Origin of the sequence: Neptunicella plasticusilytica, assembly GCF_047922965.1 — a bacterium.
Taxonomy (GTDB): Bacteria; Pseudomonadota; Gammaproteobacteria; order Enterobacterales; family Alteromonadaceae; genus Neptunicella; species Neptunicella plasticusilytica.
The window spans coordinates 38,171-57,268 of the sequence record NZ_CP150481.1; the positions used below are offsets into that span (position 1 = coordinate 38,171).

A 19,098-nucleotide genomic window follows, 5' to 3' on the forward strand; every position below is an offset into this window, starting at 1 on the left:
GATTCTAAATATTCATTTGTGATGGAAAACGCTGTTAAAACTGATCTTGTACTGGTGATATGAGTGGATACCAAATTTTTAAAAACCTTTGTTGCCGTAGTGGATTGTGGCTCGATGGCGGCTGCTGCCAGGTTGTTAAACATTACGCCAGCCGGTGTGGCGCAACAGATACGGACGTTGGAACGCCAAATTGAAGCGCCGTTAATAAGACGGGCGGGTCGCACTGTAACAGTAACCGAAGCCGGCGCCAGAATACTCGAACGTACTCGTAGTGTGATTCAGAATGTTGCTGAATTGCGCTCTATGGCGATTGATGATTCAGTTGGAGGGGAATTGCGCTTAGGTGCATGCAATACCGCATTAACCGGTATATTGCCTGATATTCTAGGGCGGATTGTTAAACGTTTCCCTCAAATTGGCGTGACTATTCAGCCCGGTTTATCTATTGATCTGCATCGATCCGTTGAAAACGGTCAACTCGATGCCGCATTTGTTTTACAGGCTCCCTTTACCTTATACAAAACCTGCTGTTGGCAATTGCTACGAGAAGAACCGTTAATTGTATTAGCACCGCAGAATATGGCAGACAGGGACCCGCATGAACTCCTTGAAACCCAACCTTTCATTCGATATGACCGTAACCTGTGGGGAGGAAATTTGGCGGAGCAATATCTCAATCAGGTTGGGATAGTACCGAATGAACGTTGCGAGTTGGCGGCCCTTAACGCTATTGCCGTGATGGTTGACCGCGGGCTTGGCGTCTCCCTGGTTCCCGATTGGGCCAAGCCTTGGCCGGAGGGGCTGAATTTAACCCGAATTTCATTGCCCATAGTTTCCGAGCCCAGAAGAATTGGAGTTGTATGGTCACGTTCCTCAATTAGGAGTCGTCTGTTAGAAGCTTTTATTCATGAAATCAAAAAGGCCGACTATGGGCGGCGATAAGTTGCCAGAGTCACAAAATTTACCTGTTGTTAAAATTCAAAGTGAAATGAAACAATCTCAAATGGATAACGCTAAAGTGCCTGTAAATGTTGTTGTAATTGGCAGTATCAACTGCGACCTGACTACCTATCTCAAAGCTTTTCCACTTAAAAACCAGACGGCTATGGCAGAACAATCCATTCTGTCTATAGGAGGAAAAGGCGTGAACCAGGCCGTTGCGGCAGCAAGAGAAGGGGCAAATGTTAGTTTCATTGGTTGTGTCGGCAATGACATGTTTGCTGACAAAGCTCTTGGATACTTGCACAAACACCGGGTTAACACTGATTGTATTCGTCGAGTTGATAAGTTTTCAACGGGTACTGCATCAATTTTGGTAACGAATCAGCATGACAATATGATTGCTGTTGCACCGGGAGCGAATTGTCAATTAACGGTTGAGGATGTGAATAAGGCGGAGCAATTGATAAGTCGCGCTGATGTGATCATTGTTCAGTTGGAAGTACCGTCCGAGACAGTGAAAGCGGCACTATTGCTTGCTCGGAAATACCATATTTTATCTGTTTTTAATCCTGCACCGGCGACCGATGATGCAAAGTCATTATATTCGTTGGCGGACATTGTCACTCCTAATGAGACAGAAGCTGCCCAGTTAACCGGTGTTGCTATTGAAGGCGTAAAAGGGGCAAGTCAAGCAGGTGATATCATGCTGTGTGAAGGAGTTAACCAGGTTGTCATTACGTTGGGAGGACAGGGCTGTTATATCTGTTCTGATTCGACTCAGCAATTTATCCCGCCGTTTGATGTTGAAGTAAAAGATCCAACGGGAGCGGGGGATGTTTTTAATGGCGTTTTAGCTGTTGGCAGGGCGCGGGGAATACCTTTACAACAAGCTGTTATTCGAGCTTCTGCGGCGGCGGCATTATCAGTTTCAAAACCCTTGGCACAAGATGCGGCACCGGCAACTATTCATATTGATCAGTTCTTGCAGTCCAATTTATATGGCCTTGACCACTAGAGGTAATTAGATCTGCATGAATAAATTAGAACAGCTAAAAACGATGACAACAGTAGTTGCAGACACCGGTGATATACGGGCTATAAAGCAATATCGCCCAATAGATGCAACAACTAACCCGTCACTTGTACTTAAGGCAGCTAAATTACCTGTTTATCGCAATCTTTTGGAACAGGCTGTATCCATCAACGGTCAGCAAGCAAACAATAGACAAAAATGGATACGCCAATGTGCAGATCAATTGGCTATTAATATCGGTGTTGAAATAATCAATCACATACCGGGCAGGATATCGACGGAAGTCGATGCCCGGTTGTCTTTTGATAGGCAGAAAACCATCAAGCGAGCGATGGAAATTGTGGAAGGATATTCAATGGCGGGGGGTCTGCAGACCGGCTATTGATTAAGATTGCATCAACATGGGAAGCCGACTATCGCTGGGCGTTCAACCAGGATGCGATGGCAATTGAAAAGCTGGCCGAAGGAATCAGAAATTTTGCTACTGACCAGAACGCGCTGGAGCAGTTGATAACAGAATATATTGGATATTGATCGGTTACACCGGATTGGGAGCACAGTATGTTGAGTTTTTTGGATAGAGTAAAAGGGGTGCTGTACGGTACGGCATTTGGAGATGCGATTGGGGCTACTATTGAAAAGCTCTCCTACCCTCAAATTGTTGAAAAGTATGGCAGAGTAGAAAGCTTGTCTATGCCGTGGCACAAGGCTGATTGGCCAGCATCCATGAGAAATCACCGGCAGCGCGGATATGGCATTGTTACCGATGATACTTTAATGACTATTGCATTGATGAATATTTACAATCACGCTAAAGAACATCTGGATGCCTGGGATATGGCTGATGGCATGGTGAAAGAAATTGCTTTTAAAAAAACCTATATCCCTGAGCTTGATAGGGAAGATTACATTATCGAGCGCCTGTTTTATCCTGAGAAATGGATTTTCCAGCGCCATGCGCTTGCGAATTGTGAGCCAAGAGAAGGTGGGATTGGCAATATGATCAACTGTGGCGCGGCAATGTATATAGCGCCGGTTGGCATCGTGAACGCCTGTCATCCTAGGGCGGCATACGATGAAGCAATTAATTTTGCTAGTGGTCATCAGGCCAGTTACGGGCTAGAAGCGGCGGGTGTATTAGCGGCTTGTGTTGCCAAAGCATTTGAACCGGGAGTTGTTGTTGACGATATTGTTGATACCGCGTTGTCGCTGGCTAAGGATGGTACACAAAAGGCAATATACGATATGTGTCAGAAAGCGCGACAATTAAAAAATCACAAAGATGACCACGCTCTTGTGGTAGCTGAATTTCAAAAGACGATTCTGCCATACTCCCCCATGGGGGACGATGTAAACAGGAAAATTGAGAAAATCGGTGTACCATCCAATCACTATGTCCCGAGTAGACTGTTTTCTATCGAGGAGCTGCCTTTTTCCCTTGCCTATGCAGTGTTGCATGAAGGTGACTTCAGAAAAACCATTATTGATGGTGTTAATTCTGGGCGGGACACCGACTCTATTGGTGTGATGGCCGGGGCAATTTTAGGAGCTATGTGTGGCACAGAAAATATCACAGAAGATGAGCAAAGCCTGTTAACCGCTAAAAATAGAATGCCATTTGAACAGATAGCGGAGCGATTTGCCGGTACGGCGAAGGAGATTATTGTTAATGATACTAGGCTTGAAGCACTCCGTCATAAGCGGCTCGAGAGTATCCTCAAGTAGCAATAAAGATGTCATTGATATTCATGGAGTATTGTCTGGATTGCTCAATGTCATCTTCATTATATTTTCGCAGATTGCGGCTGCAGTTCTGGCAGTAAAAACTTGTTCCACAATGTTTGTTGATGACCATCGCGGAAAAAGCCGAAATGGCCAATCCGTTTCAGGTTGACCTGTTGCGGGGAGATATGAATCAGTTTGCAATCACAACCGGTCAATAGTCCATGCAGTGACTCGATACTCTTTTGCGATAGCATCTCGTCATCGCTGAATGAGAGCGCGGTAACTGGTTTACTAATCTTTTGATAATGCTGATCGATATGGGCGGTTTCGGCACCGACGATATAACTGGGATTTAAACACCATTTTCGCCACTGCCAGATAGCGTTACGTGGCAAATCAGCTACTACACCCAGCTTGCTACCCGGGAAGTAGCCGAATATCGGGGTCAGTAACGGGACCAGAAAATACCACATAAACATCACTTTATTGCGCAACACCGGCGCATTGTGCCGCCAGTATCCATTGCCCGACGTGACAGTAATGATCTTGTTGACGGATTCAATATTGCTGACAACCGGGAATATTTGGCCACCCAAACTATGGCCAATCCAGTAACGAGGTAGATTGGGGTACTGACTGGTCATGTAATCCAGAGCGCTGGAGGCGTCTTGTTGTTGCCCAGTCGAGTAGATCCGCGCGACAATGTTTTAGGTGTCCTTGCCGGGATAGGCCCATACCCTGATAGTCGAAGGTAATACAGGCATAGCCTTGTTGGTTAAGCCACTCTGCCAAAGAACGATAGAATGATTGCGCGACCCCCATTGCCGGTGCGATAACCACTGCGCCTTTGATCTCGTTGTGGGGTTGAAAAAGGTGAGCCACGATAGCGGGACTGGTTCCTAGTATGATTTTGTTCATGCGCTGACCAGGGATGATTGTTTGCCGCTAAACCATTGATACAGAACCGGAATAACAAACAGGGTTAATAAGGTGGAAACTGTGAGCCCGGCGATGATGGACCAGCCCATGGGAGACCACATGGTTGAACCTTGCAAGGTCAAAGGCAGCAACCCGCCAATGGTGGTCAGCGTTGTAAGCAAGATAGGGGGCAGGCGAGTGACGCCAGACTCGATAATCGCGTCTTGCACAGAAAGCCCGTCGTCGATCATTTGATTGGCGAAATCCACCAGAATAATTGAGTTGTTCACCACGATGCCAATTAATGAGGTTAGACCGATAAAAGCGGTAAAGGAAAAGGTGTAATCGGCAATAAATAGTCCTAAAAAAGCACCACTGACAGCAAATGGAATGGCGGCAAAAATGATGGCTGGCTGGGCAAACGAACGGAATTGCATCACCAGTACGGCAAATATGCCCAGTAAAGCAAATAAAAAGGCTTTCGCCATGCCGGAGAAGGAGTCCTTACGGTTGGCCTGTTCCCCGCCAATGGAATAACTTATCCCCGGTGGGAAGTCATACTGTTCCAGCTTGGCAATAATCTCGTTGGTGACGACCTCTGTCTGGTGGCCGGTCAGTACGTCCGATGTCACATGCACCATGCGTTGCAAATTCAAATGACGGAAACGCGGAATATCGGTGACTAACTGGATATCCGCTAACTGTTGCAAGGGGATAAGATCACTCTGCTGGTTACTAACATAGATGCTCTGCAATTCCTCCAGTGTCGGTTCATGTTCGCCCTGCTTGCGGATTACAATGGCAAAATCCTCACCTAACTGGTCACGAAAAGTACCGGCCGGATAGCCGGATAAGCTGGCACGGATAGTTTGATCAATATTCACCAGACTGACGCCGGCCAGCGCAGCCTTGTCGCGATTGATTTTGACTTCCAGATCGATTTTGTTTTTGCTGATAGGGTTATCAATATTTACCGTACCCGCGGTAGTTTCGACCATTTTTTCTACGTCCATAGAAACCCTGCGAAGGTCCTGTATGTTGTCACCTTCTAGCTGTATTTCAACGGGCGCTTCGGAGGGCGGCCCCTGCAGAAACTCTTTAATGGCAATATGAGCACCGGGGATTTGATTAAATTCCTCACGCATTTCACTGATGAGAGCGTTAACTTTTGTGGCGTCGTATTCTGTTAGTTGTACATAGAGTTGGGCAAAATTGGGCACCTGACGTTTAGGGAATACATTGTAATAAATATGTGGATTGCCCCGTCCTACATTGAGTGCAACGCTTTTAACCAACGCAAATTCGCTGGTCCGTTTGGCAAGTTGCAGGGCAAGGCCCTCGGTTTTGGCAAAGCTGGCCCCTTCGGGTAGATCGATGTTGATCAGCAAGGAGGGTTTTTCCGCTTTAGGGAATAAACTCACACCAATATAGGGAAATAAGCTGACACTGCCAACAAACACCACTAGCGCAATAGCAATGATTTTAAACGGATGCTTCAGGCTGCCTTGCAACATTTTACGATAGCCGTTGCTGGCAAAACTCTCCAGCTTGCGTTGCATCACGGGTTCTTTGACAACCTTTCGGGTTTTCAGCAGTCGTCCGGCCAGCATCGGAGTGAAGGCAATAGCGACAATGAGCGAAGCAAATAGCGTAAAGACCACGGTGACCGGCATTGAGCGCATAAAAGTGCCAGAACCACTGGGTAGCAGCAGAATCGGGAAAAATGCCAGTATGGTGGTCAAGGTACCGCTGGCCACAGCCAGAGAAACCTGGCTGGCGCCTTTTTCCGCGGCTTGTTCCGCCGATTCGCCGTTACGTATATAACGTCCGACATTCTCGGTAACCACTATGGCGTTGTCGACCAGCAATCCCAGTGCGATTACCAGACCAACGATCGACATTTGTTGTAAGCCAAACCCGGCCAGATCGACCCAGCCTAAACCGATAAATACCGACATGGGGATGGCCAACACCACAACAATGGCCGCACGACTACCGATCAACAAAACAGACAACACCCCGACGATTAGCAAACCCTGCAGCAAGTTATTGAAGAATCCGTCAATACGCTGTTCGACACTGGTAGATTGATCATGGGCAATTTCAATATGAAATTGGTCCGGTAACTCTGCTTCAAACCGGCTGATTTCTGCCTTTACCGCCTCTACAACATCAAAAATATTGGTTCCTTTACGCTGTACAATATTGATGAATACCGCGTCCTGACCGTTAAACTGGGCGACATAGTTAGGCATGCCATTATCAATTTTGACTTCGGCTACGTCATCGACAGTGACCAGATCAGGCCCACCCTGGCTGATCAGCGTGCGCTTTAGTTGTTCGACCGATTTAAAGTCGCCGCTGGTCCGCACAGTAAAACGGCGTAGACCAGCATTAACGTGCCCGGCAGGAATATTACCGCTGGCATTTTCCACTGCCTGAATCAGCTGGTTCATGGAGATATTCATTGCCCGCATGCGCGGCAAGTTGGCACGAACCGATAAGTGTTGTGCCGGTATGCCAACCGATTCGACCCGTTTTACGCCGTTGAGTGTTTGCAGACGTTTTTCCATTTTTTGTGCCAGATAACTTGCCTGGCGATAGTCCATTGGCTTACCGATCAGGGCCAATTGCAAAATATTGGTTTCTGCCGGGGCGATTTTATCAATAGCGAAACGCTGAATACCGTCGGGTAACTGATCGCGGATGCGGGCAATCGCCGAGACGACATCATCGTATTTATCGTCGGGATTTTCGCCATACAGGAATTCGATGCGGATCACCGCCAAGCCGTCTTCGATATCGGCGCGCATAATCTTGATATCTTCCAACTCATTGAGCACATCCTCAATGGGATCGACGATCAATTTTTCGATATCAACCGGGTTGGTCCCGGGCATTACCACAGTGACCATACTGGCGGGGAAATCAAACTGGGGATCTTCCGAGCGCGGCATGGTGAGCAGTGACATAATGCCCAGCACCACCAATAACAATAATCCCACCATGGAAACCTGGTAATTACGTAACGCGAAGCCAGCTAAATTCATCCTAGCGTACCTTCGTCAGTTCGACTGACATACCATCGCGTAAGTATGCCGCACCGATACTGACAACCTGTTCGCCGTCATTGACACCACTTAGGATGGCGACTTTGTCCTGCTTGATAAAAGCCAGTTCGACATTGCGCTGTTCAACGGCTTGCTTGTGGTCAATCACAAATACCTGAGCGGTTCGACCATTGGCGCTGACGATAGACTCAATAGGCAAAAATGCCAGTGATTGGGTTTGTCCGGAATAAATTTCGCCTTGGGCAACAAAACCGCTATATAGTTTGAGCGCCGGTTTATCCAGTTGCACTTCTACCTCGAACAAACCGCTTGAGGCATTGGCGGCTGCGGCAATTTCATTCACATGACCACGGATAATCTGGCCGGGGTATGCATCTATACTGATATCTACCTGATTGTCCTGTTCAATACGCACGATATCTTTGTCGGTAACACCGGCTCGCAATATCCAGCCTTTTTGGGCGTTGCTGATGATAAATGCGGGTTGATTAGGGGTAACCAGTTCATTGATCTCGATATTGCGCTGCAACACCCAGCCATCACTGTTGGCACGGATTTCAGCATGTTTCTGGTTAAACTGGGCAATCTGTAAATCTGCCTGGGCAACTTGTAGCTGGGTTTGCATATTGTTCAGTTGTTCCTGACTGATCACACTATCTTTATACAAGCTATTCAGGCGAGCCAAATTACTTTTGGCGTTGTTGTACACCGATTGCGCCTGTTCTACCTGGGCATTGATTTCTGCTTCATCCAGACGGGCGAGTAGCTGACCCGCTTTCACTTGTTGCCCTTCTTCTACTTGTATAGAAGCGACCAAACCAGAGATTTTAAACGACAGCTTTTGCTCGGCTTTGTTGGCTAATTTGCCACTGATCAGTATTGATTTGGCATAGTCTTGATACTGTACTTCGGCACTTTTTACCACAGGAGCGGAAAAGGCCATATTAGTGACTAAAAAACCGCCCAGAACGAGTAGGGGAAAATAGCAAAGTTTCATCGCTGTCCATGTTAATGTAATCGGTGATTACATTGACGATAAAACAAGATGTAATCAGTGTCAACATTTAGTCTAAAAAATAACCATCTGGCGCTGGAGGCTATTTATCTTGGCGAATTATGATTATAGTCCTTTTGATTTGGACCAAACCCGACAATAATAGGAAAAACAATAAATTAAGCTTTAGTATGCTGTTACCTATATTTCCGCAAACCAATCAGGATATGCTGATCTAGATTATGCAATATCGTTCAATCATCAGGATTCTGGGATTGCTGGTCGCCTTGTTTAGTGTGACTATGATCCCGCCGGCACTGATTTCAGTGGTTTTCGGCGACGGTAGCGGGCTTCCTTTCGTGCTGGCTTTCTTCTTTTGCCTAGTCACTGGTTTAATATTCTGGTACCCGAACCGTGAGCACCGAAAAGATCTAAAAGCCCGTGAAGGCTTTTTAATCGTGGTGTTGTTCTGGACCGTGTTGGCCAGTTTTGCGGCGTTGCCTTTGTTGATGTTGGAACAGCCTCAGCTAACGGTGACTGATGCATTTTTCGAGTCGTTTTCCGGTTTGACTACCACCGGCGCAACGGTGATCCAGGGGATTGATTATTTACCCAAGGCGGTACTGTTTTATCGCCAGCAATTGCAGTGGTTGGGTGGTATGGGGATCATCGTGCTGGCGGTGGCTATTTTGCCCATTTTGGGCGTGGGTGGTATGCAGTTGTATCGAGCCGAAATGCCGGGGCCGGTAAAAGACTCGAAAATGACGCCGAGGATTGCCGATACCGCCAAGCATTTATGGTACATCTATCTGGGGCTCACTATTGCCTGTGCGCTGTGTTATTGGGCGGCAGGAATGGACTGGTTTGATGCGATTTGTCATTCTTTTTCAACTATCGCCATCGGTGGTTTCTCTACCCATGACGCCAGCATGGGGTATTTTGATAACGGCTTGATCAATATTATTTGTGCGGTGTTTTTATGGATTGCGGCACTGAATTTTGCCCTACACTATGCGGCGGTCAGCAATCGCAGTTTACGTAATTATTTTTACGATCCGGAATTGCGCGCATTCTTTTTGATCCAGTTTATCTTGATTGCGATCTGCTTTGTGGTGCTAATGCAGCACAAATTGTATCCGGATGTGGAAACCACCTTCGATCTGGCTATGTTCCAGGCGGTGTCAATTAGCACGACGGCGGGTTTTGCCACCGACAGCTTTTCTGAATGGCCAGTGTTTTTACCTATTATTCTGATTTTTGCCAGTTTTATTGGTGGTTGCGCCAGCTCTACCGGCGGTGGTATGAAAGTGATCCGGGTTCTGTTGTTGTATATTCAGGGCGTAAGGGAGGTCAACCGTTTGATACACCCTAAAGCTGTCTATGCTGTCAAACTTGGTTCCAGAACCTTGCCGGACAAAGTGGTTGATGCCGTGTGGGGATTCTTTTCTGCCTACGCGGCGATCTTTTTGATTATTATGCTTTCGCTTATCGCCACCGGGATGGATGATGTTACCGCTTTTTCCGCTACCGCCGCTTGTTTGAACAATCTGGGCCCGGGCCTGAATGCAGTAGCCTCACATTATGGTGATGTCACCGATACTGGCAAATGGTTATTGATCTCGGCGATGCTATTTGGCCGTCTGGAAGTATTCTCACTGCTGGTATTATTTACCCCGGCATTTTGGCGTAGTTAATTTCAGATTACTCGGCATGTCAGCTATTTTTACAGTTTAAACGGGTAATTTATTTAAGCTATAAAGTTGGTACTGACTAACCCTGCGTGTATCTAGGTAAAGGGGCTTTGTCTAATTGATGGCATCAAATATGCTATTCATAGCGTAAAGGTAAAATTTGTTGGGCGCCGATACCTATGCTTTACCTTGCTTTGTATCATAGTCACAAATTCATAATTGTGGCTTGTTAAGCGTAACTGATGAGACCGGGCTTTATATCCACTATTTAAACTCATCGTTTTAACTTTCTTTATGGGAGCGGGCGATGAAAAACGATTTATTCATTCCTCTAACTTACCGGCGAGCTGGTAAGGGTTCGATTTGTGCTGCTGTAGTATTAATGTTTAGTACCAATGTATTGGCTACTTTGGTGAGCAACGATGCTGTTGAGCGAAGTGTTTGGAAAAAAGGTTATGCGGGAATAGTCGACGATAGTGTTTTTGTCGGTGCCCATTGGCATACGCCAATGAGTCAGAATAAGGGTAATACAGTTCAGGCATCAGATATTTCGTCTACTGTTTTTGATGCGTCTCTAACTTGCCCTCGGAAAATGTCGGTGACGGGCTTGTATGAGTTCAATCACCAGCCCAATTTATTCGCCCACGCAGCGTTTAACAGCCAAGTTCCGAAACAGACAACGAAGACTGAGTTTGCTACATCTCGAGATATGGATTTAGGTAAAAAAGCATGTACTTTCGGCACAAGATGTTGGAGCGATACTTCACATGTCGGATTGAATACTCTAATGCTTAAATCGAGTTCGCTTAATCAACAGGGGCATAAAGACATCGATGGGTTGGAAACGCGAAATGTGAGTTCGGCCGCAATACTGGATGAGCCTATGTTAGTTAACACCTCTGGTAATGAGACAGCTGATTTTGCCAAAACTCCTCCTGATCGAGATAAACAGGTAGATCTACCTGAGAGTCTATTAGAACCTGAAAGTAGTGCAGATTGGTCAGATTTAGACGAGATTGTAAAGACGATTCAATCTGTTACCTCTGATTACACTCTCCCTCGTTTGGACGTGAGTGAGATGACAACTAATCTTGGCAGCAACTATAACGTTGTTGATGTGGATATTGTCCCGATAGTGGCAGTTATTAAGGGCTTCGAGTTAGCGCTGGGATTGATTATGGATATAGAAGTCAGCGGACCTGACTATAGCATTACGTTAGACAAGGATAACGCTGGCAGTTTGACAAATGGTGATTTTAATCTGCCATCATTAACGGATTTAATCGTTGGCTGGCAAGGGGCTGAAGATTTAGTTGCCGCAGTAGCGGCCTCTGTTTTGGTACCAGAACCAGACGGCTTTGCAATACTAGCACTGGGATTAGTTTTGTTAACCGTTGCCAGAAGAAAGTCTGTGTCCAACGTTAGTCACTGTGCCGGCTGTTAGTGACAGAATCGATATTGTATCGAGTCATGTTCCGGCTTTTTGGCAAGTCTAAAGAGCCGGAACCTTGTTTTAATTGACTATCCCGCATTCAGGTTGATTAGCTTGCCAACACCTTGCATCAGCAGTTTTTTAGCCTCTGCTCCTTGCGGCGTGTTCAGGTAATTCTGGATCTGGTCAACAAAGCGGCTAATCATATCGGACGATAGTCCCATTGCTTCAAACTGTTTCTTCACTTCATTGATTGCTTTGAGAGAGTCGCTGTAACTTCCCATTTGTTCCATTAACTCACTCAATTTGTCTGCCGAGGCAAGATTGCTGATGTCAGGAACGGAATCCATAATACCGCTTAATCCGGGCAGGGCATTGCCAATTTGACTGAAATCGCTAGTCGACAGATTGTCTTTTACGTAGTTCATAATCGACGCTACCCCGCCCTCGGCCTGTTCATTGGTGACGCCCAAAGAGGTTGTCATCGTCGCGAGCAAATCCTGGGTACTGAGAGGGGTTTGTGCTGTGGTAGTGGCTTCGGCAACACTAGAAAAATAGGCTAGCAATATTAAGCTGCACAACAAAGCGATGTTTTTTCTCATCATACTATTCCTTACCTTAGCTGATTTAAAGTGTAGCAAAGTATAAAACGAGCGCTGTTTAATGGAACGTCTGGTTAACCAAAAAAGAAGGCGCTAGGTTGGAACAGCTTTTCAACATCTTTAACGTATTTCTTGTCGACCAGAAACATAATGACGTGATCGTTGGGCTGTATCACGGTATCGGAGTGGGCAATAATGACTTCTTCTTTATTGCCAATCGATTCAAGCATTTTATTTGAGTGCGCGACCAGAGGTTCGAGTTTACGCACAATAGCGCCGATAGTGGTACCAGGCGGTAATTTAATTTGCTTGATTTGCTTACCAATAACTTTAGAGGTTTTCTCATCACCGTGAGCAATAACCTCAATGGCTTCAGCAGCCCCGCGTCTAAGTGAGTAAACATTCACTATGTCCCCACGTCTTACATGAGTGAGAAGGGCCGAGATTGTCGCTTGCTGCGGAGAAATGGCGATGTCGATTTCCCCCCCCTGCACCAAATCAACATAGGCGCTACGCTGGATGAGTACCATGGTCTTCTGAACGCCCATACGTTTAGCCAGCATGGCTGCCATAATATTGGCTTCATCATCGTTGGTAACGGCGATAAACACATCAGATTGTTCAATATGCTCTTCACTAAGCAGTTCCTGATCGGAGGCATCACCGTTAAACACCAAAGTGTTGTTTAGGATAGAAGACAAATAACTGGCCTGTTCGGCGGAGCGCTCAATCAGTTTAACGTTATGGTTTTTCTCCAGTTGCTTGGCTAAGCCGGCCCCGATCAAGCCACCACCCGCGATCATAATACGCTTATAACTGGATTCCAGTTTTTGCAGCTCACTCATTACTGCACGGATATGCTTGGTCGCCGCAATAAAAAAGACCTCATCATCCGCTTCGATAACTGTAGTGCCCAGTGGTCGGATAGGCCGACCTTTACGATAAATTGCCGCTACCCGGGTTTCTACATTGGGCATATGCTCTCTTAACGCCGACAAGGCATGTCCCACCAGCAATCCGCCATAATAGGCTCTGACTGCTACCAGGCTGACTTTTCCTTCGGCAAATTCAACTACCTGCAATGCGCCTGGGTAATCAATTAAGCGACGAATGGACTTGGTAACCAGCTGCTCAGGTGCAATCAGATGATCGACCGGTACATCCGTATGGCGAAATAACTGATCCTGGTAATTGAGATACTGTTCGGAGCGTATGCGGGCAATTTTACTCGGTGTCTTGAACAGGCTATAGGCCACCTGACAAGCAATCATGTTGGTTTCGTCAGAGTTGGTCACAGCGATCAGCATGTCGGCGTCTTCAGCACCGGCTCTTTTTAATACGTCCGGGTGGGAGCCCGTCCCGACCACAACCTGAAGATCCAGTCTATCCTGGATATTACTCAGTGTTTCGGCATTCGCATCAATTACGGTAATTTCATTTTGCTCACCGACCAGATTTTCCGCCAATGTAGCGCCAACTTGTCCGGCACCCAGAATGATGATCTTCATCTGTAATCTAACTCGTTGGAAGTAATAGCATTATTAAGACTTTAGCAGCATGCAATAATAGAAACCATCCATTTGCTGTTCTCCGGGGAGAATTTGTCTGCCGGGGTGGTTATTCACATTACCCTGCGGAATTTTCTGAACGGACGCGTCCTGATGGCGAGATAAAAAAGCGCCAATCTGTTGACCGTTTTCTTGCGGTAATATCGAACAGGTTGCATACAACATATGACCACCGGATTTAAGTGTCGGCCATAGCGCATCCATGATCTTTGCCTGTAACGCAACGAGTTCGTTAATGTCACTGGCTTTTCTTAACCATTTGATATCAGGATGGCGGCGGATCACGCCAGTAGCAGAACAGGGAGCATCCAATAAAATCCGATCAAAGGGCACACCATCCCACCAGCTATTGGTATCGCTGGCATCACCCGTTACCAAATCTGCGTTATGACCCAAACGATGCAGATTTTCAGCCACCCGCAAAAGTCGTTGCTGGTCGACATCCAAAGCTAAACAGCGTTTCAGTCCAGGTTGTAATTCAAGGATATGGCAGGTTTTACCACCGGGAGCGGCGCACGCATCAAGTATCGATTCGCCTTGTTGTGGTGATAACAAGCGGGCAGCCAGTTGTGCCGCTCCGTCTTGTACCGCAAACCAGCCTTTGTCATAGCCGGGTAGGGAGGTAATATCGCAGCTGCGCTGCAAAATAAGCCCGTCGGGGTGCTGTTCGGAAATCTGATAGGCGATTTGCTGTTGTTCCAGTTCAGCACAATATTGCTTAACCGAGCACTGTTGCTGGTTTACCCGTAACCAGATTGGTGCCTTGTTATGCATACTATGGATCAGTTGCTCGCTCTGCTCAGGATAATGCTGGCTGATTTGCTGAAACAACCAGTTAGGTAGTCCAGATAAAATCTGCGCATTTTCCGGCTTCTTTGTCGCTAGTTTCTGACGCACAAAATTACGAAGAATAGCGTTAACTAAACCCTTGAGACCTGGCACTTTGAGAGTTGGACAGGCCGCAACGGTTTCTGATACTGCGGCGTGATCGGATACGCGACTGAAAGCAAGCTGATATAATCCCAACACAATTAGATGCTCGGCTACTTTATTGCGACCTTTGAGCGGTTTATCCAATAGTTGCCTTAACCAGTATTGCAATAATGGCAATTGACGCAATACACCAAACACCATTTCCTGCAACCAGGCTTTATCTTTGTCCTGATGCTTTTCTTGAGCCGCAGGCAGGGTGTCGCGTAACGACTGGCCCTTTTCCAGAACTGACAATAAAATATTCGCCGCGTCGGCTCTTAAATTAGGCTTTTTCAAGGTAGTATTCGGCCTTTAATAAACCAGTCTTGACGGGCATTGAGAATTTCTGCTGCAGACATGGCTTTTTTGCCGGGGATCTGCAGTTGGGTGATGCGTAGTGCCTGTGCGCCAGTGGCGATCACAATGCCATCTTTGCCTGCCGCAAGTATTTCACCGGGTTGGCCGGATTGATTAACGACATCGGCTTGCCATACCTTAATAGATAAATCAGCAAGCAAAAAAAAGGCCACAGGCCAGGGATTAAACGCGCGAATGTTGCGTGCCAGCTGAATGGCATTATGTGACCAGTTTATTTGCGCTTCCTGCTTGGACAGTTTTTCTGCATATGATGACTGACTGTTATCTTGCGCTTCGGGTTTGATATCTTGCAAATTATTCAGTGTTTCGAGCAAACTGACGGGACCTAATTCAGCCAACTTTGCATACAATGATGCGCTGGTCTCGTCGTGCTGGATGTTTAGACGGTGTTTTGTCAGCATATCGCCGGTATCCAGACCTTCATCCATTTGCATGATGGTGATGCCGGTTTCATCGTCACCTGCCCAGATAGCGCGTTGAATGGGAGCCGCCCCTCGCCATTTGGGGAGCAGAGAACCATGCACATTCAAACAGCCCAGTCTCGGTATGTTCAGCACGGCTTTAGGTAATATCAGTCCGTAGGCCACCACAATCATAATATCGGCCTGCAATTCGGCTAACTGATCTTGTGCTTGTTGGTCTCTTAACGACTGGGGTTGGAAAACCGGAATATTGTGTTTTTCGGCGAGTTGTTTAACCGGGCTAGCTTGTAGTTTTTTACCGCGTCCTGCTGGACGGTCGGGTTGACTATAAACCGCAACAACCCGATGTTCTGAGGCAATAAGCGCATCTAGATGTTTTGCGGCAAAATCCGGCGTGCCGGCAAAAATAATATTCAAAGGTGTGGTCATCCGTTTTTTTTAGCCTCTAGCTTCCAGGCGCGCTTCTTTTTCCAGCTTTTTACGGATACGTTGGCGCTTTAATGGCGATAGATAATCGACAAATAGCTTGCCTTTTAGATGATCAAGTTCGTGTTGAATACAGATTGCGAGCAGACCTTCGGCTTCCAGGCTAAATTCGTTACCCTCTTTATCCAGTGCCGTAACAGAGACTTTTTCCGCCCGCTCGACCTTAGCGTAATTACCGGGAACGGATAAACAACCCTCTTCACTAATAGTCGAACCTTCAAGATGAGTGATTTCTGGATTAATAAAAACCAAAGGTTGATCCTGATCTTCGGCTACATTCATCACCACTACCCGAACATGCGCGTCAACTTGGGTGGCAGCTAGGCCAATGCCTTTTTCGTCATACATAGTGTCAAACATATCGCTGATCAGTTTTTTAATCTGCGCATTGACGGTTTTGACCGGTTTGGCGACGGTACGTAACCGCTCATCCGGGAATCTGAGAACTTCTAATATTGCCATTTATTAATTCAGCTACAATTGGTTAGTATGAAATAGTATACGATCCGTCGTATGAATGTATTTACTCCATTAATAGTTGCTCGCTATTCTAGCGTATATCTGATGATATACCCAAGCGACTTGAAGTGCAGATTTCACTGCACGGGATATAAGGTTACAGTGTGACAACCAAAACTAAGGGGAAAACCATGGCAGCTCGTGTAGCAAGGTGGCTCTTCATACTGATGATATTTCCACTCTGTTGTGCTGCAGTTACGATCAAAGACAGCGCACCGGAAAAGTATGTGGTTAAGAAAGGCGATACGCTATGGGATATTTCCAGTCTGTATTTGCAACAACCTTGGCAATGGCCTGAATTATGGCGCAACAATACCTATATCGTTAATCCACATTTGATTTATCCGGGTGACGAGTTGTACTTGATTATCAACCAGGCAGGTGAGCCGGAACTGGAATTGGTGCGAGAGCCGGAAGTCACCAAGCCGCTAGTTAAACTGTCTCCCCAAGGTAAACGCATCACTAAACCGGTTTTACCCGTACCAACTATTCCCTGGTCGGTAATAGAAGGTTTTGTTTCAAACGATTTTATTATGTCTGATGAAGAGTACCAGACTTTGCCGGTGATTTTGGGCGACGGTGATGCCAGCATCCGTTTTGCCAGTGGTGATTTGGTCCTCAGCGATAAAATTACGGATACCAGTGGCAATTATTCTATCGTGCGCCAACAAGGCGAAATTATTGATATGGAGGGTGAGGTTGTCGGTTGGCATGTGCGCCATGTTGCGGATGCCAAACTGGTTCCCACCGACGCAGGCAAAGGGACATTGGTCAATGTTGAGGGTTCCAAGTTTGAAGCTATGCGCGGTGATCGGGTTATGCAGACGCCTGCTATCAGCGAAGACCGTGCCTTGGGGTTAGTGCCGGCTAATAATCAGCAAGGGCACATATTGACTAATCTGCAGCAGCATAAATTGATGGGTAAGTATGATGTTGTTGCCATCGACTTGGGCAGTTCCGATGTGGTACCCGGTACGGTAATGGGTATTTATACCCAAGGACCCAAGATTAGAGCATCAGATGAACCCACCTATGAAGGCGAAAGTTCCTGGCTAAAATCCGTATTTCTTTCCAGCGAAGATATGGAGCAACCTGCACTTAAGGTAGGGGAGTTGGTGATATTTAAAGTTTTTGATAACAGCAGCTATGCTTTGATTACCCGTTCTACCAAAATCATTAAAAGGGGGGCTATAGTCGCTCACCCTTAAACAATCAGGAATAGGGAGGCGCGATGACAGAGGATGTCAGATTAAAACAATGGTTAACGGTTTATTTATTGCCCCAATTTGGTCCAGCCGCTTTTGATCAGGTTTTGCAGGCGACCCACGGTAAGCTTGAGCAACTCTTCGCATGGGATGTTGGAGACTTACTAAGGGCAGGTTTGACCGATCTGCAAATTAGTTCATTAAAGAATCCCGATCAGTCCAAACTGGATGTTTGCCTTAATTGGCTGTATAGCAGCAAACAAAATTTCCTGCTTACCATACAAGACCCCGGTTATCCTTCGCAATTGCGGGAAATTAGCCGACCACCTCCAGTACTTTTCGGCATTGGTAATCAGGCGATATTAGAGCAACCTCAACTCGCCATTGTGGGGAGTCGAAATCCTAGTGTTGGAGGAAAGGAAATTGCCAAGTCGATGGCACGCGCTTTATCCGAACAGGGATGGGTTGTAACCAGTGGACTGGCAGTAGGTATCGACGGATGTGCTCATCAAGGAGCAATTGATGCTGCTAAACCCACTGTGGCCGTCTTGGGGACCGGGATTGATAAGGTCTACCCACACCGTCATCAACGTTTGGCAAAGCAAATTATTGAGTTTGAAGGGTGCCTATTATCCGAGTTTATTCCGGCTACGCCAGCCGCTCCGCACAACTTTCCCCGCAGAAACCGGATTATATCGGGGTTATCAAAAGGTACGCTAGTGGTTGAAGCCGCGATAAAAAGTGGTTCGCTGATTACCACCCGTTTTGCCTTGGAACAGGGACGTGAAGTGTTTGCTGTGCCGGGTAATATTCATAGTCCGCAATCAAAAGGGTGTCATTTTATAATCAAGAACGGTGCCAAGCTGGTAGAGGGAGTTGATGATATTAACGAGGAATTTCAAAACCTTAGTTTTATCAATGCTTATGCACCTGAAAAAAATACACAAAAAACTGGTGAGCAAGGCTTGGCAACCGATAAATTGTTAGATAGTGTTGACTATGAGGCCACTGCAATCGACGTAGTGGTACAACGCAGCGGACTGTCCCTAGAGGTAGTTACGGCAACATTATTAGAATATGAACTGCGTGGGTTGGTAACAACCATATCTGGTGGTTACATTAAACTGAGGGGTTAGTGCT

At 46.5% G+C, this 19,098-nt stretch carries 18 protein-coding genes; 9 read left to right on the forward strand and 9 right to left on the reverse strand.

Features of this window, described 5'->3' with window-relative positions; genetic code table 11:
* Positions 1-63: 63 nt before the first annotated feature.
* From V1467_RS00145 to V1467_RS00165, 5 genes are read left to right on the forward strand one after another with little or no spacing between them, the layout of a single operon-like run.
* Entirely contained in the window at positions 64-942 is an 879-nt protein-coding gene (locus V1467_RS00145; protein ID WP_416306789.1) for a LysR family transcriptional regulator, read from the forward strand.
* Positions 908-1,957 carry a ribokinase gene (gene rbsK / locus V1467_RS00150; RefSeq protein ID WP_416306790.1) on the forward strand — a complete coding sequence of 350 codons (1,050 nt, stop codon included), beginning with the start codon at positions 908-910 and terminating at the stop codon, positions 1,955-1,957. Before V1467_RS00145 ends, rbsK begins: the two co-directional genes overlap by 35 nt.
* A 16-nt stretch (positions 1,958-1,973) precedes the next feature.
* Positions 1,974-2,360: a transaldolase family protein gene (locus V1467_RS00155; RefSeq protein ID WP_416306791.1), complete on the forward strand. Its 387-nt coding sequence runs from the start codon at positions 1,974-1,976 to the stop codon at positions 2,358-2,360.
* The gene (locus V1467_RS00160) at positions 2,357-2,509 is read left to right on the forward strand and encodes a hypothetical protein (protein WP_416306792.1); all 153 of its coding nucleotides are present in this window, start codon (positions 2,357-2,359) and stop codon (positions 2,507-2,509) included. The genes V1467_RS00155 and V1467_RS00160 overlap by 4 nt, the downstream gene beginning before the upstream one ends.
* Positions 2,510-2,536: 27 nt before the next feature.
* On the forward strand, positions 2,537-3,700 hold the full coding sequence (locus V1467_RS00165) for an ADP-ribosylglycohydrolase family protein (RefSeq protein WP_416306793.1): 1,164 nt from the start codon (positions 2,537-2,539) through the stop codon (positions 3,698-3,700).
* A 59-nt stretch (positions 3,701-3,759) separates the two neighbouring features.
* Here the strand turns inward: V1467_RS00165 and V1467_RS00170 are convergent, their stop codons facing one another.
* From V1467_RS00170 to V1467_RS00185, 4 genes are read right to left on the reverse strand one after another with little or no spacing between them, the layout of a single operon-like run.
* On the reverse strand, positions 3,760-4,344 hold the full coding sequence (locus tag V1467_RS00170; RefSeq protein ID WP_416306794.1) for a hypothetical protein: 585 nt from the start codon (positions 4,342-4,344) through the stop codon (positions 3,760-3,762).
* Positions 4,298-4,618 (reverse strand): serine aminopeptidase domain-containing protein, encoded by a 321-nt coding sequence (locus tag V1467_RS00175; RefSeq protein WP_416306795.1) that lies wholly within the window; start codon positions 4,616-4,618, stop codon positions 4,298-4,300. Before V1467_RS00175 ends, V1467_RS00170 begins: the two co-directional genes overlap by 47 nt.
* Positions 4,615-7,668 (reverse strand): efflux RND transporter permease subunit, encoded by a 3,054-nt coding sequence (locus V1467_RS00180; RefSeq protein ID WP_416306796.1) that lies wholly within the window; start codon positions 7,666-7,668, stop codon positions 4,615-4,617. Before V1467_RS00180 ends, V1467_RS00175 begins: the two co-directional genes overlap by 4 nt.
* 1 nt (position 7,669) lies before the next feature.
* Positions 7,670-8,686, reverse strand: coding sequence for an efflux RND transporter periplasmic adaptor subunit (locus V1467_RS00185; RefSeq protein ID WP_416306797.1), 1,017 nt, complete (start codon positions 8,684-8,686; stop codon positions 7,670-7,672).
* Between the two features lie 239 nt (positions 8,687-8,925).
* On the opposite strand from V1467_RS00185, the gene V1467_RS00190 reads away from it, so the two are divergent.
* On the forward strand, positions 8,926-10,377 hold the full coding sequence (locus tag V1467_RS00190) for a TrkH family potassium uptake protein (protein ID WP_416306798.1): 1,452 nt from the start codon (positions 8,926-8,928) through the stop codon (positions 10,375-10,377).
* A 304-nt stretch (positions 10,378-10,681) separates the two neighbouring features.
* Positions 10,682-11,818, forward strand: coding sequence for a hypothetical protein (locus V1467_RS00195; RefSeq protein ID WP_416306799.1), 1,137 nt, complete (start codon positions 10,682-10,684; stop codon positions 11,816-11,818).
* A 77-nt stretch (positions 11,819-11,895) separates the two neighbouring features.
* Here the strand turns inward: V1467_RS00195 and V1467_RS00200 are convergent, their stop codons facing one another.
* From V1467_RS00200 to def, 5 genes are all read right to left on the reverse strand, one after another.
* Complete coding sequence (locus tag V1467_RS00200) at positions 11,896-12,411, reverse strand: DUF2780 domain-containing protein (RefSeq protein ID WP_416306800.1); 516 nt, start codon at positions 12,409-12,411, stop codon at positions 11,896-11,898.
* A 71-nt stretch (positions 12,412-12,482) separates the two neighbouring features.
* Positions 12,483-13,916, reverse strand: a complete 1,434-nt coding sequence (trkA, locus tag V1467_RS00205; protein WP_416306801.1) for a Trk system potassium transporter TrkA — start codon at positions 13,914-13,916, stop codon at positions 12,483-12,485.
* A 33-nt stretch (positions 13,917-13,949) separates the two neighbouring features.
* Entirely contained in the window at positions 13,950-15,245 is a 1,296-nt protein-coding gene (gene rsmB / locus V1467_RS00210; RefSeq protein ID WP_416306802.1) for a 16S rRNA (cytosine(967)-C(5))-methyltransferase RsmB, read from the reverse strand.
* The gene (gene fmt / locus V1467_RS00215; RefSeq protein ID WP_416306803.1) at positions 15,242-16,177 is read right to left on the reverse strand and encodes a methionyl-tRNA formyltransferase; all 936 of its coding nucleotides are present in this window, start codon (positions 16,175-16,177) and stop codon (positions 15,242-15,244) included. Before fmt ends, rsmB begins: the two co-directional genes overlap by 4 nt.
* 9 nt (positions 16,178-16,186) lie before the next feature.
* Positions 16,187-16,696, reverse strand: coding sequence for a peptide deformylase (gene def, locus V1467_RS00220; protein ID WP_416306804.1), 510 nt, complete (start codon positions 16,694-16,696; stop codon positions 16,187-16,189).
* Positions 16,697-16,920: 224 nt separating this feature from the next.
* Between def and V1467_RS00225 the strand changes: the two genes are divergently transcribed.
* The gene (locus tag V1467_RS00225) at positions 16,921-17,961 is read left to right on the forward strand and encodes a LysM peptidoglycan-binding domain-containing protein (RefSeq protein ID WP_416306805.1); all 1,041 of its coding nucleotides are present in this window, start codon (positions 16,921-16,923) and stop codon (positions 17,959-17,961) included.
* 23 nt (positions 17,962-17,984) lie between these two features.
* A complete protein-coding gene (gene dprA / locus V1467_RS00230) occupies positions 17,985-19,094 on the forward strand; it encodes a DNA-processing protein DprA (protein ID WP_416306806.1) in 1,110 nt (369 codons plus the stop codon).
* Positions 19,095-19,098 lie beyond the last annotated feature (4 nt).

What these genes read in the sequence shown, in the direction of transcription:
- rbsK (WP_416306790.1), top strand. Translation starts at nt 908, where the DNA reads ATGAAATCAAAAAGGCCGACTATGGGCGGCGATAAGTTGCCAGAGTCA.
- V1467_RS00225 (WP_416306805.1), top strand. Translation starts at nt 16,921, where the DNA reads ATGATATTTCCACTCTGTTGTGCTGCAGTTACGATCAAAGACAGCGCA.
- def (WP_416306804.1), bottom strand. Translation starts at nt 16,696, where the DNA reads ATGGCAATATTAGAAGTTCTCAGATTCCCGGATGAGCGGTTACGTACC.
- V1467_RS00180 (WP_416306796.1), bottom strand. Translation starts at nt 7,668, where the DNA reads ATGAATTTAGCTGGCTTCGCGTTACGTAATTACCAGGTTTCCATGGTG.
- fmt (WP_416306803.1), bottom strand. Translation starts at nt 16,177, where the DNA reads ATGACCACACCTTTGAATATTATTTTTGCCGGCACGCCGGATTTTGCC.
- trkA (WP_416306801.1), bottom strand. Translation starts at nt 13,916, where the DNA reads ATGAAGATCATCATTCTGGGTGCCGGACAAGTTGGCGCTACATTGGCG.
- V1467_RS00195 (WP_416306799.1), top strand. Translation starts at nt 10,682, where the DNA reads ATGAAAAACGATTTATTCATTCCTCTAACTTACCGGCGAGCTGGTAAG.
- V1467_RS00185 (WP_416306797.1), bottom strand. Translation starts at nt 8,686, where the DNA reads ATGAAACTTTGCTATTTTCCCCTACTCGTTCTGGGCGGTTTTTTAGTC.
- V1467_RS00175 (WP_416306795.1), bottom strand. Translation starts at nt 4,618, where the DNA reads ATGAACAAAATCATACTAGGAACCAGTCCCGCTATCGTGGCTCACCTT.
- V1467_RS00170 (WP_416306794.1), bottom strand. Translation starts at nt 4,344, where the DNA reads ATGACCAGTCAGTACCCCAATCTACCTCGTTACTGGATTGGCCATAGT.
- dprA (WP_416306806.1), top strand. Translation starts at nt 17,985, where the DNA reads ATGACAGAGGATGTCAGATTAAAACAATGGTTAACGGTTTATTTATTG.
- V1467_RS00200 (WP_416306800.1), bottom strand. Translation starts at nt 12,411, where the DNA reads ATGATGAGAAAAAACATCGCTTTGTTGTGCAGCTTAATATTGCTAGCC.
- V1467_RS00165 (WP_416306793.1), top strand. Translation starts at nt 2,537, where the DNA reads ATGTTGAGTTTTTTGGATAGAGTAAAAGGGGTGCTGTACGGTACGGCA.
- V1467_RS00190 (WP_416306798.1), top strand. Translation starts at nt 8,926, where the DNA reads ATGCAATATCGTTCAATCATCAGGATTCTGGGATTGCTGGTCGCCTTG.
- V1467_RS00155 (WP_416306791.1), top strand. Translation starts at nt 1,974, where the DNA reads ATGAATAAATTAGAACAGCTAAAAACGATGACAACAGTAGTTGCAGAC.